Raw genomic sequence first — 16,530 nt, 5'->3', positions numbered from 1 at the left:
CGCTGCCCGCCGCGGTTGCGCCGGAGCAACTGGCCGAAGTCCGCGTCGTTGGGCGCTGCGCCGGTACCCAAGCACATCAGTTTCAACTGATCAGCCGTGCCATGAAGTAGATCAGACTTGTTTTCGCCCGCGGCCAGGTAAGTCCGCTTTTCTCGACCGGGTTGTTTCCGTTGGCCTACGTCCCGGGCTCCGGTACGCTCCCGTTCCTCGTAGGGACGTGATCGCACGTAGTAACTGAGGGGGAGTCGCACTTGACGCGCACACCACACCGGCGGCAAATGTCGAACCAGCCCTTGGCGGCCCGGGCATGACCAGTTCCACACCGCGAACCGCACCGCGTGCCAGAGTGCGGATCGCTGTGGTGTGTACGGCATTACCGGTGGAATACCACGCCGTCCGCGCGCACCTGTCGGGTCCGATCATCGAGCGCCAGCACCCGGGCGGCACGATCTACGAGACCGGCACAGTGCTGGGACGTGACGGATCCCCGTGGATGGTGGTGTTACTCGAAACAGGGCAGGGCAACACTGCCGCCGGGGTGGAGCTGGAACGTGCCATCGCCCATTTCAGGCCGGAGGCCGCGCTGTTCGTCGGTGTCGCCGGCGGACGCAAGGATGTCGCCCTCGGCGACGTGGTGGTGGCTGACCCGATCTACGACTACGAAGAAGGGAAAGACACCGCACACGGCTACTATCCGCGGATCAAAACTCACCGGCCTTCCAATCGGCTCAAGCAACGTGCCATTTCCGTGGCACGCTCAGGTGAGTGGCGTGGTCGAATCGCTCCCTCACCTGTCATGCCCTCGGCGGTCGTCAAACCACTCGCGGCGGGCAGCGTGGTCATCGCCCATCGCGAGTCGTCGACCGCCGAGCACCTGGATCGCTACTGCGGCGATGCGGTCGCCGTCGACATGGAAGGTCACGGTTTTCTGCACACGGCCTACCTCAACGCCGGGGTGGACGCACTCGTCATCCGGGGCATCTCTGACCTGCTCACCGGCAAAACGCCCAACGCGGACGACCACTGGCAACCCGTCGCGGCCGCACACGCGGCCGCTTTCGCCATTGAACTACTTACCTGCCTCCCTGCCGGGACTTCGCACGAAAGCGTCGAAACCCCGCGCGGGAGTCGCAAGAAGCATGCGGTGGCTCTCCTGCTTGGTGCGGTACTGCTTGCCACGGTTGCCGTATTGGTGATTGTTCTGGTTGACCGTACTGCCACGACCACTGCCACAACGAATACGCCACCATCTGACCCAGCGGTAGTTCCGGCGCCGGTCAGTCCGCCGTCAACAAGTGGGTCGTCGTCAACCGCGCCGCCATCGTCGTCTTCGGCTGGCGGGTACAAGTTGGCGATAGAGAAGCGGCCATTCACGTTGGGGGCACCCGACTCCTCTTGTCAGATAACCGCGGCTGATCTTGACGCCGGCACTGTCAAGGTCAACACGGACCTCAAGGACAAGGATGACCTGAGGTACTGGAACTGCAGCCCCGAGGGGCTGGGAATGAATAACGCGGAATATATGGGTAACGCGCCTTCGGTGGGAGCGGAGAATCCGCAAGAATGCGCCCAGGCTGCCCGCTCGGACGCGGTCAGTGGATCAGTCAAGCATGACGATCTCGAAATCGGACAGTCTTTCTGTGTTATTACCGACGAGGAAAATGTCGCCCTGCTGAAATTGATCGACAAGTCAAGCAATGGCTACCTGGACCCGGATCTGAAATTCGAGCTGACTGTATGGAAGCGATCCTGAGACCGCTGAGTCCGCCATGGGCGGCCCGGGTCGACTGCGAACAGGTCGTCGTCAGCCTCAGTGACTGTCCGGCAGCAGCCGGCGGGTGCTGATGGTCCTGACGCGGCGGATTTCTGGTCCACCGTGGACTTACAGCGCGTTCGTCGGCTGGCCGTCCTCCGGTGACTTGACCCGCACCACCAGGCCGCGGCGCACCAGTGGCCAACACCGGTAACCAGGAGTGGCCGGATGCTGCCGACGCGGCCGGACCTCGACCGGGGGCTGGTGTAATGGCCGGGGAGGTGCCCGACCGTGGAGTGGATCCGCCCGTGAACGAGTTTTGTGCTCGGGGCAAGAGGGCGAAAACGCTTGCGCGGGCCGGGCGCGTCCAGGAACTGCGCGACCTGACGGCCGCCGGTGACGAGCAGGCGGCGTGGCACCTCGTCCGCTGCCTGGCGCGCGCCGGTCAGTTCGATGAGCTGCGGGAGCGGATGACCGCCGGTGACCGGTTCGCGCGCTGGGCCTACTCGAAGCACCTCGTCTGTGAGCGGCGGCTGCCCGAGGCCATCGAGGTGCTGCGGCCGCTGGCGGACGCCGGAAGTCACCGGGCCCAGCGGCGCTTGGCGAGCCTGCTGGCCGGGCAGGGGCGTTACGCGGAGGCGGTGGCACAACTGCGGCGGGCTCCGGAGCACTCGGCCGACCTCCGGCGGGTGGGCGGCTGGCTGCGGGCTTGCGGCCTGGCCGACCGTTCCGGTGTGCGGACGGACTACCTCGACCGGCTCCGCCGGGAGGGCGCGACGCTGGAGTTGTCCTGGGTCGTGCTGCTGTGGTGGCGAGCCCGGACCGCGGACGCGGTGGCGTTGCTGGCCGACATCGGGCCGAGCGACTGGCTGCACGAACGTCTGGTGGAGGAGTCGCGAGGCTGGTGGCTCGCCGGTTTCCGGGCAGTGGCGATCGACCTGCTCGCCACGTCGGCGTACCGGCGTACTCGAGCGGCGTTGCTGTCGCAGCAGAAGCGACGCGACGAAGCGATCGCGGAACTGCGGGTGCTCGCCGCCGAAGGTGAGCGGGGCGCCGAGAGCGACCTGGCGGCGATCCTTGGTGCTGAACAGCCCTGGCGGGAACTCTTGGTGGCTCCGGTGCGGGTGAACGGGTTGGCTTTCAGCCAGGACGGCGAGGCGCTCGCCGTGTGGGGACATGGGCCGGGCTCGCGGGCGGTGGCCGTCCTGTGGGAGGTCGCCACCGGTGCACCCAGCCGTTCCGCACGCCTGTCCACGCCCTTTCCCGGTGGCGTGACCTTTCGCGCCGACGGCACGGTCGAGGAACTTCCGCGACCGTTCGGCGCCGATTTTCGTCAGGGGACGGCCGTCGCCCCGGCCGCCGGCCTGCGCGCCACCGGCTCTCCCGGCGGCGGTGTCGACGTCCGGGAACTCGCCACCGGCAGGCTCGTGCGAACCATCGACACGCCCGCCACCACCATGGCCCTGCACCCCGACGGTTCGGTGCTGGCCACCTCCGACTCGGTCGACGGCACCGTGCGGTTGTGGCGTCTCAGCGCGCAGGCTCGGTCCGCGGTCCGCCAGGTTTTGTGATGGGCGGTGGCACCGCCGAGTTCGCTGGGCTTGACGTGTTTTCCCTCCGGGGAAAAGGTGGTGTGCCCGCCCCGGGTCGTCGGTAATGCTGATGCCCGTGCCCCAGCGAAATGGGGCCACTATCCCGAATACCCAACATTGGGGGACAAAAGTGAAACGACAGATCCTGGTCAGCGCCGCTCTGACCGCGGGGATGACCGTGTTGACCCTGGGCGCCTTCGTCGGGTCGGCGTCCGCGGCCGCCGACACGCCGGACGGAAAGAAATGGTACATCGGAAATGGTGACAGCTGGGGCCATGTCGTCTTTGACGACAGCAACGGCGGTGACGACCGGGATGACCTGTGCCTCACGGACCATCTCTCCCCGGCCGGGACGTCCGTCGGCCTGACGGTGAAGTTCGGCTCCTGGAAGAAGAGCGTCCACGCCTACAACGGTGAAACGTCCTGTATCTCCCTCCCGTCGAGCTTCACGAACGGCGACACGGCTTACTTCGATGCGTGTGGCTGGGACAATGGCAACCAGGTGTTCTGCCGGGAGACGACCAAGGTCGTCGAGTAAGTTCTCGGCGATCCACCATGTCAGGATTCGCGGCGGGCCGTGCGGTAGCGACGCCCGAGTAAATCGTCGGCACGGCCCATGACACGCTGCGGCCGAAGCACTACGTCAACCTCAACCAGGCTGATTCAGAAAGTAACCCTGAGCGCGACTCACGAATGGGTGGCTATCGGGCGGACCAGCCGCCGTCGACGTGGAGGTCTGTGCCGGTGGTGTAGGCGGAGTCGCCGCCGGCCAGGTAGGCGACGGCGGCGGCGACTTCCGCCGGGTGGCCCAGGCGTCGCATCGGGGTGTTTGCCAGCATCGCGGCGTGGCGGTCGGTGTGCTCGTACCGTTCGAGCAGGGTGTGCGTGCCGATGAAGCCGGGGACGACGGTGTTGACCCGTACCCCGGCGGTCGCCCAGTGCAGTGCCGCGTTCTTTGTCATCGCCCGTACCGCGCCCTTGGCCGCCGCGTAGGAAAAGCTGTTGGCGAGGCCGCCGGTCGTGCCGAGGATCGACCCGATGTTCACGATCGCGCCGCCACCCGAGCGTTCGATGAGCGGGCCGGCGTGCTTCATGCCCAGCCACGTGCCGAGCTGGTCGATCGCGACGACCTGATCCCACCGTTGCCGCGTCTCGGTCTCCACGGTGCCCAGACTTCCGACGCCCGCATTGTTCACCAGGACGTGCAGCGAGCCCCACTCCTGCCGCACCGTGGCGACCGCGCGCAGCCAGTCGTCTTCCTCGGCGACGTCGAGGTGGACGGCCAGTGTGGTGCCGCCGAGCCGTTTCCCGAGTTCCTCGCAGGCGGTCACGTCGATGTCGGTGAGGGCGATCGAAGCGCCTTCGCCGGCGAGTCGTTCCGCGATTGCCGTGCCCAGGCCGCCGGTGGCGCCGGTCAGCAGCACGTTCAGGCCGTCGAACCGTCGCAAGGCCTGCCCCTTTCTCACTGGTGGAAGGTCAAACAGCGGTGTAACCCCCGTCGGCGGATCGCGGCACCTCGGAAATCTCCCGTTCCCGCAAGGCGCTCCCCGAGGTTTCACGCATGGTCGCGATGACGGCGAGCCCGACCAGCGCGGCGAAGATGGCGTAGAAGGCCGGAGCCAGGGTGATGCCGGTGGCCGTGACCAGCCAGGTCGCCACCAGCGAGACGATCCCCGTGCCGACCACACCGCCGATGTTGAAGCCGAGTGAGACGCCGGTGTAGCGGACGCGCGTCGGGAAGAGTTCCGAGTACTGGGCGTAGACCACGCCCTGCTGGACGCTGAAGGGAATGTTCAGGATCAACGCGGCCACCACGGCGAGCGCGAGCGATCCCTGTTGCATCACCCAGAAACACGGAACCGACAGCACGACGAAGCCCGCCATGCCCGCGGTCAGTACCCGGCGGCGCCCGAAGCGGTCGCTCAGCGAACCCGACCAGGGGATGATCGCCAGCGGCATCAGCACGATGAGCACGATCAGCCACAGCGCGCCGGTCAGCGGATACTTCAGCACCGCCGAGAGGTGGACGAGGAGGTACACCGACGCGAGGCCGCCGGTGGTCATCGTGGAATAGGCGATGCCGACGACCCGCAGCACGCCCGCCTTGTGGTCGCGGAAGACCTCGGTCACCGGTGCCTTCGGCGGAGCCGCTTCCTCCACCATCCGGAGGAACAGCGGGGAGTCCTCGACGCGCATCCGGTAGAGGACGGCGACCACCAGCAGCGGCGCGGCGATGAGGAAGGGAACTCGCCAGCCCCACTCGCTCAGCTGCGCGGTGGAGGTGACCGCGCTGAGGGTGCCGACCGTCGCGGCCGCGGCGGCGAGACCGAGCGAGATCCCGATGGAGGTCGCGGAGCCGAAGAAGCCACGCCGCAGGGCGGGCGCGGACTCGGTGGACAGCGAGGCGGCACCGCCGATCTCACCACCGGCGGAGAAGCCCTGCACGATCCGCAGGAGGGTGAGCAGGATGGGCGCGGCCATACCGGCCGACGCGAAGGTGGGGAGCAGTCCGGTGAGGGTGGTCGCCGCGCCCATCAGCGTCACGGTGGCCATCAGGACCGCCTTGCGCCCGCGGCGATCGCCCAGCCGCCCGAAGAACAGCCCGCCCAGCGGCCGGGCGATGAACCCGCTGGACACGACGCCGAGCGTGCTGAGCACGCCGAGCAGGCCGTCCTGGCCGGGGAAGAACAGCGGGGCCAGCACGACGGCGAGGTACCCGTAGATGGCGAAGTCGTAGTACTCGATGGCGGTTCCCACCGCGGCTGCCAGTGCCGCTCTGCGGGCGACTCGATCTTGGTCGGTCAACGTGGGTGTCGGCATCGGCGCTCCTTTGCGCTCTGACGGGACGACCGCCGGAGCCCGCGGGGGCCCGGCGTGAGCACACCGTAGACATGAACTGACATTGGTTCAAGTCCCCATCCCTTGATGGCGGCCGCAGCCGGGTCTTGACGTCGTTGGGCACGCCATGCGAACTTGAAGTGAGTTCAGTTCAATTTGGGAGGAAGCATGGCAGTCGAAGACGACCTCCAGTTCGAGCGTGACGGGCAGGTCGCGCGGATCTGGTTCAACCGCCCTCACAAGCGCAACTGCATCACGGTGGCGATGTTGCACCGCCTCGACGGCATCATCACCGAGATCGAGGCCGACCCCGAGCTGAGGGTCGTGGTGGTGCGCGGGCGGGAGAACACCTTCTCCTCCGGGTTCGACCTCGACAGCCTGCAGTCGGACTTCATCGGTTCGAGCACGGCGATGGACGTCGCCGTGGTCTCGGCGAAGGTCTGCGACCGCCTCTACAACATGACCAAGCCGTCGGTGGCGGTGCTCGAGGGCTACGTGACCGCCGGCGGGTTCGAGGTGATGATCTCGTGCGACTTCGCCATCGCGGACGAAACGGCGAAGATCGGGGACTTCCACATCCGCCGGGCGCTGTTCGGCGGGGCGGGGCCGATCTACCGGCTGCCGCGGATGCTCGGCATCCGGAAGACCAAGGAGCTGATGCTCACCGGAAAGCTGATGTCCGGCAAGGAAGCCGACGAGTTCGACCTGATCAACGCCAGTGCGCCCGAGGGCCGGCTGGACGCGACGGTCGAGGAGTTCGTCAGCCGGCTCACGGACAAGAGCCCGTTCCAGATGAAGCTGACGAAGATGGCGATCGACCGCGGTCTCGACGCGGACATCGCTTCGCTGATGGTGCTGGAGCACCTCGCGGTCGGGGTCACGCTGAACTCCGACGATGCCGCCGAAGGTGTCGCGGCCTTCCTGGAGAAGCGCGAGCCGAAGTGGACCGGGCGCTGACCAGAGCATGAGGACGTCCACAATGGAAACCGACGCCGACCCGGTGCTCGGCGCCAGGGTGCGCGACGCGCTCGGGCTCGCGGACGCGGGTCCGCTGACCGTGCTGGAAGGCGGGCGTTCGGGGCTGACCTACGTCATCCGCGACGCGGCCGCCTGCTATGTCGTCAAGGCGGTGCCGCCGGGCCGGAAGGCGTTGGGCCGCAACGATGTTCTGCACCAGGCCACCATTCTGACGGCGCTGGCGGGCACCGGTGTCCCGGTTCCCGCGGTCCGGGCCAGGGAGGACGAGGAGCCGGCGTGGTTCGCGATGGACTTCGCCGGTGGTGAGGCCGTGGAACCCGTGCTCGAGGTCGATGCGGAGATCGAGCCCGCGCTCGCCCGCGCCCGGATGCTCGATGCCGCCAGGGTGCTGGGCGCGCTGCACGCCGTCCCGCTCGATGAGCTGGGCCGGTCCGTCACCGCCTCCGGCCGGACCCCGCCGGAGGCGACTGTTCCCGGCGAGGAGGTCGGGCGGTGGGCGCGGACCATGCGGGCCGTGCCGGACGAGTTGCGCCCCGGCGGGGAGGAACTCGTCGGCGAACTGCTGGCGCACGTGCCCGAACCGGTGCCACCCGTGGTGCTGCACGGCGACTTCCGCCTCGGGAACCTGTTGTTCGACGGCGAGGTGCGCCAGGCGCTCATCGACTGGGAGATCTGGAGCGTCGGTGACCCGCGGGTCGACCTCGGCTGGTTCGGCGTGTTCACCGATGGCCGGCTCTTCCCCGGCTCCGGCCGTGTGGTCGAAGGGCTTCCGTCCGAGCGGGAACTGGGCGAGGCCTACCGCGAGGCGCGGGGCGACGACGGTGGCACGGCCGAGGCCACGGTGTGGTTCAGCGCGCTCGGCCGGATGAAAATGGCGGCGATCATGGGGCACAACCTGGTCCGGCACCGGACGGGCGCGCACCACGATCCCGTCCAGGAGCAGTTGCCGCCCGCGATCGCGGCGATGATCGCGGACGCCCGGCGCCTGCTGGCGGAGGAGCGCCGATGAACGTTCCCGTCCCTGGTGAGCTGTTCGACCTGACCGGGCGCACCGCCGTGGTCACCGGAGCTTCGTCCGGGCTGGGCGACCGGTTCGCCCGCGTGCTCGCCGCGGCCGGAGCGGCGGTTTGGGCCTCCGCCCGCCGCGAGGAGCGGCTCGAAAAGCTCGCCGCCGACGTCCCCGGAATCCGGGTGATGCCGGGTGACGTGTCGTCGACGGAAGACCGTGCCGCGCTCGTCGAGCGGGTCGTCGCGGAGGACGGCGCGATCGACATCCTGGTCAACAACGCCGGGACCGCGAGCAAATCCCGTCCGCACGAGGAAAGCCCGGAGGCCTTCGCCGACGTGCTCGCGACGAACCTCACCGCGCCGTTCCACCTCGCGCAACTGGTCGCCGGTGCCGCGGCGGACCGTCCGGTGTCGATCGTGAACGTCAGTTCGATCGTCGGGCTCGTGTCCACCGCACCCCGCGGCGGCGCCGGTTACGCGGCGAGCAAGGCCGGGCTCGTCGGACTGACCCGCCAGCTCGCCGGGCACTGGGGTCGGGCCGGGGTGCGCGTCAACGCGCTCGCCCCGGGCTGGTTCCGCACGGAAATGAACGACGCCCTGTTCGAAGATGACGCTTCGCTGCGCTGGATCGAGCGCAACACCATGCTCCGGCGGTCCGGTGATCCCGCCGAACTCGATGGTGCGCTGCTCTTCCTCGCTTCGGCCGCTTCGACTTACTGCACGGGCCAGGTGCTGGCCATCGACGGGGGGTGGACCGCCCGATGAACGCTGTGTCGGAGGCGGAACTGACCGAGTTCACCGCTGCCGCGCGCAAGTGGCTGGCCGGGCTGCTGCCCTCACGCGGTGACGGACCGCGGCGCTCGGTCGCGGTGTTCCACGACCTGCCGTATGCCGAGGAACGCGCGCTGATCACCCGCATCCAGGACTGGCAGCGCACGAAGTTCGACGCCGGGTACGGCGCCCTGTCCTGGCCGGTCGAGCACGGCGGGGCAGGCCTGACCGCGTTGCACGAAGAGGCTTTCGCCGACGCCGAGCGGGAGTTCGAGACGCCAGGACAACACGAGCTGACTTCGGTGAGCACCGCCCTGATCGCGCCGACGGTGCGGATGTTCGGTACCGCGGAACAGCAGGAAAAGCTGGTGCGCCCGCTGTTGCGCGGGGATGCGCTGGCGTGCCAGCTGTTCTCGGAGCCGTCCGCCGGATCGGACCTCGCCGGACTGGCGACCCGTGCGGTGCGCGACGGGGACGAGTGGGTGGTGACGGGGCAGAAGGTGTGGAGCTCCGGCGCCCAGTTCGCCGGATGGGGTGAGCTGATCACGCGGACCGACCCGGAGGTGCCGAAACACAAGGGACTGACGGCGTTCCTGCTGCCGATGGACACACCGGGCGTCGAAGTCCGGCCGCTGCGTCAGATGTCCGGTGGATCGTCCTTCTGCGAGGTTTTCCTCGACGAGGTCCGGATCCCGGACTCGCTGAGGCTGGGTGACGTCGGCGCCGGATGGTCCGTGACACTGGCCACGCTGGGCTTCGAACGCGGCCATTCCGGTGCGAACGCGGATCTCGGCGGCGGGTTCGCCGAGCTGGCGGAGGACGCGCGGCGGCTCGGGCGGATGAACAATCCCGAGGTGCGGCGGTTGCTGGCGGAGGTGTGGGCCGCCGAACGGGTCGCGGCGGTTTCCGCTCAGCGCGACCGCGAGTCGCGGCTGGCGGGCGGTGAGCCGGGGCCGCTGGGTTCCCTGCGGAAGCTGGCCTGGTCCCAGCGGCTCCAGCTGGTTTCGGACGCCGCCGCGGTGGTGCTGGGGCCGAGGCTCGTCGCCGACACCGGCGACGGCAGTTACCGCTGGACCGAGCACGTGCTGGGCGCGCCGGGATACCGCATCGCCGGCGGCTCGGACGAGGTGCAGCGCACGATCATCGCGGAGCGCCTGCTGGGCCTGCCCCCGGAACCCCGCGCCGACCGCGGTATCGCCTGGAAGGACATCCCGAAATGATCGGAAGCATCACCGAGACCGTCGCGGCGGTCCGGGAAAGCGGGCAGCCGTTCGCGGGCCGGACCGCGCTGGTGACCGGCGGTTCACGAGGACTGGGCAGGGAGATCGCGATCGCCTTCGCCGCCGCCGGAGCCGACGTCGCGGTGGTGTCGCGCAAGCTGGAAAGCTGCGCGGCCTTGGCCGGGGAACTGGCCGATGCGACCGGACGCCGGGTGAACGCGTACGCGGCCCACGTCGGCGACTGGGACCGGCTTCCCGAGTTGCTCGACGAGGTGGAGGAGTCACTGGCACCGGTCGACGTGCTGGTCAACAACGCCGGGATCGCGCCGCTCTACCCGAGCCTGGACGAGGTCAGCGAGGCGTTGTTCGACAAGGTGATCGCGGTGAACCTCAAGGGCCCGTTCCGGTTGATGGCCGCCGCGGGCAAGCGGATGGCCGCCAGGGGTGGCGGCGCGATGCTGAACATCTCGTCGATGGCCTCGGGGCGGCCGACAGCCTCCGATCTCCCTTACGCCGCGGCGAAAGCCGCCCTCAACACACTCACCGCGGGCTTCGCGCAGGAGTACGGGCCGGACGTCCGGGTCAACACGATCCTCGCCGGGCCCTTCCTCACCGACATCAGCAAGGCCTGGGACATGGAGGCGGTGGGGGAGATGGCCGGGCAGTGGCCGTCGCGGCGGGTCGGCCGCCCGGAGGAGATCGCCGGTGCCGCGTTGTACTTGTGCGGGCCGCACGCGACCTACACCACAGGTGCCTTGCTCGCCGTCGACGGGGGAAGGCTGGCCGCACCGTGAAGACCGTGGACGATTCGCTGTTCACCAAAACCCAGGCTGGGTTCGCCTTGCTGGGCAGCCGCTGCTCCGGCTGCGGTGCCCACACCTTCCCGCGGCAGCAAGGGTGTCCACGATGCACCGGCTCGGCGATGGAGGATGTCGAACTGGCCCGCCAGGGCACGTTGTGGTCGTGGACGATCCAGGGTTTCCGGCCCAAACCGCCCTACACCGGCGCCGAAGCCCACGAGCCGTACGGCGTCGGGTACGTCGAACTGCCGGGGCAGCTGATCGTCGAAGCGCGGCTGGTCGAGAACGATCCGGCGCTGTTGGAGATCGGGATGCCGATGGAACTGACCTTCGTGCCGTTCCGGGACGACGCCGACGGACGGCCGGTGTACACCTTCGCGTTCGTGGGGGTGGACCATGCTTGAGCGGCCACGGCCGGAAGTCGCGATCATCGGGATCGGCATGCACCGGTTCGGCCGCACGGAAGGTGTGTCCGGCCGCGCGCAAGCCGTGCACGCGGCCAGGGAATCCCTGCGGGACGCCGGTTTGCGCTTCTCCGACATGCGGTTCGGCTTCGGCGGCTCGCATTCCGCCGGTGACGCCGACACCCTGGTTTCCGAGCTGGGACTGACCGGGCTGCCCTTCATCAACGTCGCCAACGGGTGTGCGACCGGCGGCAGCGCGCTGATCGCGGCGGAGGCGGCGATCAGGTCGGGTCAGCACGACATCGGCATCGTGATCGGGTTCGACAAGCACCCGCGCGGCGCGTTCAACACGGACCCCGCCGAGCACGGAATCGGCTCCTGGTACGGCGAGACCGGGCTGATGGTCACGACGCAGTTCTTCGGCATGAAGATCCAGCGTTACCTGCACGAGCACAACCTCGACCCGGCCGTGCTGGCGGCCATCGCGGAGAAGGCGTTCCGCAACGGCGCGAAGAACCCGATGGCGTGGCGGCGGAAGGAGCTGGGCGCCGCCGAGATCGCCGCGGCGCCGATGATCTCGCACCCGCTGACCCAGTACATGTACTGCTCACCCGGTGAAGGCGCGGTCGCCCTGGTGTTGTGCCGCGCGGACAAGGCACGCGAGTACTCCGAACGGCCGATCTTCCTGCGTGCCGCGGCTTTCCGCAGCCGCCGCTACGGATCCTTCGAGGTCTTCGCGCCCTGGATCGCCTCCGAGCGCGCGGACTCGCCGACGGTGGAGGCGTCGCGCGCGGTGTTCGAAGCAGCGGGTGTCGAACCGTCCGAAGTGGACGTCGCTCAGGTGCAGGACACGGAATCCGGTGCCGAACTGATGCACCTGGCCGAAACCGGCTTGTGCGAACACGGTGCGCAGCAGGACCTGATCGACGCCGGGGAGACCGGGATCGGCGGGCGCCTGCCGGTCAACACCGACGGCGGATGCCTCGCGAACGGCGAGCCGATCGGTGCGTCGGGATTGCGGCAGGTCTTCGAGAACGTGCTCCAGCTGCGCGGTGCGGCGGGAGCACACCAGGTTCCGGGTGACCCGCGAGTCGGGTTCACCCACGTCTACGGGGCGCCGGGCATTTCCGCCTGCACGGTGCTCACGCGTTAGGAGCGGGTGATGAGCTGGGATTTCGAAACCGATCCCGGGATCCAGGAGGAACTGGACTGGGTCGAGGAGTTCGTCCGCACCGAGGTCGAACCGGTGGACCAGGTGATCGAGCACGCCTGGAACACCAGGGACCCGGTCCGCAACGCACTGATCGCACCGCTGCAGCGGCAGGTCCGCGAGCGTGGCCTGTGGGCCGCGCACCTCGGCCCGGAGCTGGGTGGCAAGGGCTTCGGGCAACTCCGGCTCGCGCTGCTCAACGAAAAGCTGGGCCGCACCCATTCCGGGCCGGTGGTGTTCGGCTGCCAGGCGCCGGACTCGGGGAACGCGGAGATCCTCGCCCACTACGGCAGTGACCACCTGAAGAAGACCTATCTCGAACCGCTCGTCGACGGTGAGATCGTGTCGTGCTTCTCGATGACCGAGCCCCACGGCGGCTCCGACCCCACCGCGTTCCGCACCACCGCCCGGCTCGACGGCGACACCTGGGTCATCAACGGCGAGAAGTGGTTCTCCAGCCACGCGTCGTTCGCGGAGTTCCTCATCGTCATGGCCGTCACCGAACCCGAAGCCCCACCGCACAAGTCCATGTCCATGTTCGTCGTGCCGGCGGACACCCCTGGGGTGGAACGGGTTCGCGACGTGTCCGTGTGGGGACACGAGGAATCCACCGGTACCCACCAATACCTGCGCTACACGGACGTACGCGTCCCGGCGGAGAACCTGCTCGGGGCCAGGGGCGGGGCGTTCGCCGTCGCGCAGACCCGCCTCGGCGGGGGCCGGATCCACCACGCGATGCGCACGGTCGGGCTCGTGCGGACCGCGTTCGAGATGATGAAGCGCCGTGCGGTGTCACGCACCAGCAAGGGCGAACGGCTCGCCGACAAGCAACTGGTGCAGGAGATGATCGCCGACTCGTGGATCCAGCTCGAGCAGTTCCGGCTGCTGGTGCTCCGCACCGCCTGGCGCATCGACCGCTACAACGACTACAAGAAGGTCCGCGCGGACATCTCCGCGGTCAAGGCCGCCATGCCGAAGGTGCTCGCCGACGTGGCCGGCCGCGCGATCCAGATCCACGGTTCCCTTGGTATCTCCAAGGAACTGCCGTTCGGCAAGTGGGTGCTGGAGTCGTTCCACATGGGACTCGCCGACGGCGCGACCGAGGTACACAAGGTCAACCTCGCACAGGCGCTGCTGCGTGGCACCCAGCCCGACGAAGGACTGTTCCCGCCCTACACGCTGCCGAACCGGCGGGCCGAGGCCACCCTGCGTTACGCCGACCTGCTCGCGGCCGAGGACGGAGAAACGGCATGATCCCGCGCATCACCCCGGATGCCGACGCCGAGGAACTGCGCGCGGTGGTCCGTGACTTCCTCGAACGGCACACCGAACCCTCCCGAGACCCCAGCCGTGGCTGGGATCCTGCGGTGTGGCGGCGCTTCGCCACCGAAATCGGCGCGGTCGGTCTCGACGTGCCCGAAGAGCACGGTGGTATGGGCGCCACCTTCCGCGAGGTCGGCGTGGTCGCCGAAGAACTGGGGCGCTCGCTCGCCCGGCTGCCCTGGTTCTCGACCGCGGTGCTCGGGGTCGGCGTCCTGCTGCACGGCTCCGGCGCCGAGGAGACGCGACGCGAACTGATGTCGAAGCTGGTGGCCGGCGACGCCACCGCGACGCTGGCCTATCGGGAGAACAGCCAGACTTGGGCGGTTTTCGAGCCGAGCGCGGGCTGGCGGCTCGACGGCGGGAAGGTACTCGTTGTCGAAGGGGCGTCCGCGGACCTGCTGTTCGTCACGGCGGACACCGCCGGGGGACCGACCTTGTTCGCGGTGGACGGTATGGCCGCGGGAGTGGACCGGACCCCGTTGCCTGCCATGGATCCCAACCGCCAGCTCGCGGACATCACCTTCGACGGCGTCGCGGCCGTCCCCGTCGGCACGCCGGGTGAGGCCGCCGCCGTCATCGGCCTGGTGCTCCAGCGCGCGTCGGCGGCACTCGGGTGCGAGCAGACCGGCGGTGCCGCCGCCGCGATGGAACTCGCCGTGCACCACGCGCGGAACCGGGTCCAGTTCGGCAGGCCGATCGCCGCTTTCCAGGCGATCAAGCACCGCTGCGCCGACATGGCGGTCCGGGTCGAAGCGGCGCGGTCGGCGTCGCTGTGGGCCGCGGCCGCGATTTCGGACGACCCGCCGTCCGCCGCTGCCGCGACCGCGACGGCGGCACTGGTGTGCGGTGCGGCCTATCGCTGGGTCGCCGCGGAGAACGTCCAGGTCCACGGTGGTATCGGGTTCACCTGGGAGCATTCCGCGCACCTGCACGTCCGCCGTGCCCTGACCAGCGCCGTCCTGGTGGACGAGAGCCACCACGACGCCCTGCTCGACGCGATCGGAGCCTGAGTGGCAAGCACCGAAGCCATGACGGACGATCGAGACGCCGTCGACCGCCCCCTCGCCCCGGCGGGCAACTTGAACCCGGTTCAGCTTTCCGGTCTAGACTCGTCGCGGCACCAGTGCGGAGGAGGTCGAACATGAGCATCGAGGCGCTGACCGAGGTCGACGACGGCCCGAGGTCGAAGCGGCCCGCCATTCTCGCGGCGGCCGTCGAGTGCTTCGGTGACGTCGGCTACGAGGCCACCAAGTGGTCGGACATCGCCGCCAGGGTCGGCATCGGCCACACCGCGCTCTACCACTACTTCGAGTCCAAGGCGCACTGCCTGCTCACGATCATGCGGCTCGGGCTGCGCAACTCCGACGCCGCGTTCCGCGAGGCGACGGCGGCCGCCCCGACGTCGCTGGCCGGCCTGCGGGCCGCCGCCGCGGCCGCCTACGCGATCTCGCCGCAGGAGGTGCAGCAGAACCGGATCCTCCAGGCGAACATCGCCCTGCTGGCCAACGAACGGGCGTCGAAGCGCGAGGAGACCGAGCGGCGCGCGTGCCGGGAGCTGGTGGTGCGGATCGAGCGGAACTGGGCCGAGCTGATCGAGCAGGGCATCGCCAGGGGTGAGTTCCCGCCGCAGGACTCGCTGATCATGGCGCGCAGCCTGCTCGGGCTGATCGTCGGGGTCTGGCGCTGGTACCGGCCGGACGGCCCGCAGGACCTGGCCACCATCTCGGGTGTCATCGAGGGCTGCTGCGCGCGCATGGTCGCGGGGAGCGATCCGGCGGGCTGAGGGGCCCCTTGCCCGCCGGAAAGTGCCTGGTTAGGCTCTGCGACATCAAACTGAACCAAAGTCAGTTCAAGGCCGTTCGTCAATCTCGTCAATCTCGTCAAGGAGGACGGCGTCGTGATCATCGAGGACTACTACGAACGACTCGACGGCCCGGAACCGTTGAGCGGGCTCGAGCTGGTCGAACCGGGGATCGAGTTCCTGATCGCCATGCCCGGCAACGAGGTGCGCGGCGCGGGGCTGGCGGATCTGGAGGCCTACATCGCGGGCCGCCCGGCGGTGGGGCGCAAGCACTCCGTCCGGCGCCGCGGCGCGGACGGTGATCTCGAGATGGTCTACGGGGTGGTGCTCGAGGGAGATGGCCGGGGGACCGGCTCGTTCTCCTCGGTCGCCTTGCTCTCCCCGGCCAACCGCGTCGCCCGGTACCAGGCCTTCTTCCACCCGGACTTCGGCATGTTCCCGCTCCCGCGAGGTGGTGCCGCATGAGCGCCACCACGCTGATCCGCTGGTTCGCCACCATCGACTCCGACCGGCCGGAGGACGTGCTGGAGCTGATTTCCCCCGGATTCCGCTTCTCCATCGTCTTCGGCACCGGCGGGGGAGCGGCGACCGATTTCGCCGGTGGCCGTGAAGCGATGGAGGGCTATCTGCTCCAGCGCGAGAAGGGGGTGCTCACCCACCACGTGCTGACCAGCTCGGCGCACGGCCGGGACGAGCTGGTGCTGGGACAGGCCCGCCGGGCCGGGGAGTTCGAATCGACCTTCGTGGCCGCCGCCCGGCTCGACGACGACGGCAGGGTGGAGTCGCTGATGATCGGCAGGTCACCGGAGCTGGACATCGAAGCCGTCTGAAC

17 protein-coding genes are annotated in these 16,530 nt (G+C 69.0%); 15 read left to right on the top strand and 2 right to left on the bottom strand.

Going from position 1 to position 16,530, the window contains the following annotated elements; all coding sequences use genetic code 11:
- Positions 1–307: 307 nt before the first annotated feature.
- The 3 genes from YIM_RS29410 to YIM_RS29400 all read left to right on the top strand — a co-directional run bounded on the left by YIM_RS29410 (position 308) and on the right by YIM_RS29400 (position 3,883).
- Positions 308–1,753 (top strand): 5'-methylthioadenosine/S-adenosylhomocysteine nucleosidase, encoded by a 1,446-nt coding sequence (locus tag YIM_RS29410; protein ID WP_153033425.1) that lies wholly within the window; start codon positions 308–310, stop codon positions 1,751–1,753.
- Between the two features lie 308 nt (positions 1,754–2,061).
- Entirely contained in the window at positions 2,062–3,324 is a 1,263-nt protein-coding gene (locus tag YIM_RS29405; RefSeq protein WP_153033424.1) for a WD40 repeat domain-containing protein, read from the top strand.
- A gap of 151 nt (positions 3,325–3,475) precedes the next feature.
- A complete protein-coding gene (locus YIM_RS29400; protein WP_153033423.1) occupies positions 3,476–3,883 on the top strand; it encodes a hypothetical protein in 408 nt (135 codons plus the stop codon).
- Between the two features lie 163 nt (positions 3,884–4,046).
- Here YIM_RS29400 and YIM_RS29395 read toward each other — a convergent pair whose 3' ends face one another.
- Positions 4,047–4,793, bottom strand: a complete 747-nt coding sequence (locus tag YIM_RS29395; RefSeq protein ID WP_153033422.1) for an SDR family NAD(P)-dependent oxidoreductase — start codon at positions 4,791–4,793, stop codon at positions 4,047–4,049.
- Positions 4,794–4,821: 28 nt separating this feature from the next.
- Positions 4,822–6,165, bottom strand: a complete 1,344-nt coding sequence (locus tag YIM_RS29390; protein WP_153033421.1) for an MFS transporter — start codon at positions 6,163–6,165, stop codon at positions 4,822–4,824.
- A gap of 186 nt (positions 6,166–6,351) precedes the next feature.
- Here YIM_RS29390 and YIM_RS29385 point away from each other — a divergent pair, with 186 nt between their 5' ends.
- From YIM_RS29385 to YIM_RS29330, 12 genes are all read left to right on the top strand, one after another.
- Positions 6,352–7,140 (top strand): enoyl-CoA hydratase/isomerase family protein, encoded by a 789-nt coding sequence (locus YIM_RS29385; protein ID WP_153033420.1) that lies wholly within the window; start codon positions 6,352–6,354, stop codon positions 7,138–7,140.
- 22 nt (positions 7,141–7,162) lie between these two features.
- A complete protein-coding gene (locus tag YIM_RS29380) occupies positions 7,163–8,170 on the top strand; it encodes a phosphotransferase family protein (RefSeq protein WP_228004083.1) in 1,008 nt (335 codons plus the stop codon).
- Entirely contained in the window at positions 8,167–8,934 is a 768-nt protein-coding gene (locus YIM_RS29375) for an SDR family NAD(P)-dependent oxidoreductase (RefSeq protein ID WP_153033418.1), read from the top strand. The genes YIM_RS29380 and YIM_RS29375 overlap by 4 nt, the downstream gene beginning before the upstream one ends.
- Positions 8,931–10,160, top strand: a complete 1,230-nt coding sequence (locus YIM_RS29370; RefSeq protein WP_153033417.1) for an acyl-CoA dehydrogenase family protein — start codon at positions 8,931–8,933, stop codon at positions 10,158–10,160. Before YIM_RS29375 ends, YIM_RS29370 begins: the two co-directional genes overlap by 4 nt.
- Positions 10,157–10,954 (top strand): SDR family NAD(P)-dependent oxidoreductase, encoded by a 798-nt coding sequence (locus YIM_RS29365; RefSeq protein WP_153033416.1) that lies wholly within the window; start codon positions 10,157–10,159, stop codon positions 10,952–10,954. The genes YIM_RS29370 and YIM_RS29365 overlap by 4 nt, the downstream gene beginning before the upstream one ends.
- Positions 10,955–10,959: 5 nt before the next feature.
- The gene (locus YIM_RS29360; protein WP_228004082.1) at positions 10,960–11,364 is read left to right on the top strand and encodes a Zn-ribbon domain-containing OB-fold protein; all 405 of its coding nucleotides are present in this window, start codon (positions 10,960–10,962) and stop codon (positions 11,362–11,364) included.
- Positions 11,357–12,517, top strand: a complete 1,161-nt coding sequence (locus YIM_RS29355) for a thiolase family protein (protein ID WP_153033414.1) — start codon at positions 11,357–11,359, stop codon at positions 12,515–12,517. Before YIM_RS29360 ends, YIM_RS29355 begins: the two co-directional genes overlap by 8 nt.
- 9 nt (positions 12,518–12,526) lie before the next feature.
- On the top strand, positions 12,527–13,828 hold the full coding sequence (locus YIM_RS29350; protein WP_153033413.1) for an acyl-CoA dehydrogenase family protein: 1,302 nt from the start codon (positions 12,527–12,529) through the stop codon (positions 13,826–13,828).
- Positions 13,825–14,907 carry an acyl-CoA dehydrogenase family protein gene (locus YIM_RS29345; protein ID WP_153033412.1) on the top strand — a complete coding sequence of 361 codons (1,083 nt, stop codon included), beginning with the start codon at positions 13,825–13,827 and terminating at the stop codon, positions 14,905–14,907. The genes YIM_RS29350 and YIM_RS29345 overlap by 4 nt, the downstream gene beginning before the upstream one ends.
- Before the next feature lie 131 nt (positions 14,908–15,038).
- On the top strand, positions 15,039–15,680 hold the full coding sequence (locus YIM_RS29340; RefSeq protein ID WP_153033411.1) for a TetR/AcrR family transcriptional regulator: 642 nt from the start codon (positions 15,039–15,041) through the stop codon (positions 15,678–15,680).
- Positions 15,681–15,794: 114 nt separating this feature from the next.
- Positions 15,795–16,163 (top strand): nuclear transport factor 2 family protein, encoded by a 369-nt coding sequence (locus YIM_RS29335; RefSeq protein ID WP_153033410.1) that lies wholly within the window; start codon positions 15,795–15,797, stop codon positions 16,161–16,163.
- Positions 16,160–16,528 carry a hypothetical protein gene (locus tag YIM_RS29330; protein ID WP_153033409.1) on the top strand — a complete coding sequence of 123 codons (369 nt, stop codon included), beginning with the start codon at positions 16,160–16,162 and terminating at the stop codon, positions 16,526–16,528. Before YIM_RS29335 ends, YIM_RS29330 begins: the two co-directional genes overlap by 4 nt.
- Positions 16,529–16,530 lie beyond the last annotated feature (2 nt).

The organism is Amycolatopsis sp. YIM 10, assembly GCF_009429145.1.
In the GTDB taxonomy this organism is placed as follows: domain Bacteria; phylum Actinomycetota; class Actinomycetes; order Mycobacteriales; family Pseudonocardiaceae; genus Amycolatopsis.
This window is presented reverse-complemented; position numbering and strand designations above follow the sequence as displayed.

Bases quoted from the DNA above. Each gene is read 5' to 3' on its own strand.
- YIM_RS29355 (WP_153033414.1), top strand. From the start codon at position 11,357: ATGCTTGAGCGGCCACGGCCGGAAGTCGCGATCATCGGGATCGGCATG.
- YIM_RS29410 (WP_153033425.1), top strand. From the start codon at position 308: ATGACCAGTTCCACACCGCGAACCGCACCGCGTGCCAGAGTGCGGATC.
- YIM_RS29330 (WP_153033409.1), top strand. From the start codon at position 16,160: ATGAGCGCCACCACGCTGATCCGCTGGTTCGCCACCATCGACTCCGAC.
- YIM_RS29340 (WP_153033411.1), top strand. From the start codon at position 15,039: ATGAGCATCGAGGCGCTGACCGAGGTCGACGACGGCCCGAGGTCGAAG.
- YIM_RS29350 (WP_153033413.1), top strand. From the start codon at position 12,527: ATGAGCTGGGATTTCGAAACCGATCCCGGGATCCAGGAGGAACTGGAC.
- YIM_RS29370 (WP_153033417.1), top strand. From the start codon at position 8,931: ATGAACGCTGTGTCGGAGGCGGAACTGACCGAGTTCACCGCTGCCGCG.
- YIM_RS29380 (WP_228004083.1), top strand. From the start codon at position 7,163: ATGGAAACCGACGCCGACCCGGTGCTCGGCGCCAGGGTGCGCGACGCG.
- YIM_RS29385 (WP_153033420.1), top strand. From the start codon at position 6,352: ATGGCAGTCGAAGACGACCTCCAGTTCGAGCGTGACGGGCAGGTCGCG.
- YIM_RS29390 (WP_153033421.1), bottom strand. From the start codon at position 6,165: ATGCCGACACCCACGTTGACCGACCAAGATCGAGTCGCCCGCAGAGCG.
- YIM_RS29345 (WP_153033412.1), top strand. From the start codon at position 13,825: ATGATCCCGCGCATCACCCCGGATGCCGACGCCGAGGAACTGCGCGCG.
- YIM_RS29375 (WP_153033418.1), top strand. From the start codon at position 8,167: ATGAACGTTCCCGTCCCTGGTGAGCTGTTCGACCTGACCGGGCGCACC.
- YIM_RS29365 (WP_153033416.1), top strand. From the start codon at position 10,157: ATGATCGGAAGCATCACCGAGACCGTCGCGGCGGTCCGGGAAAGCGGG.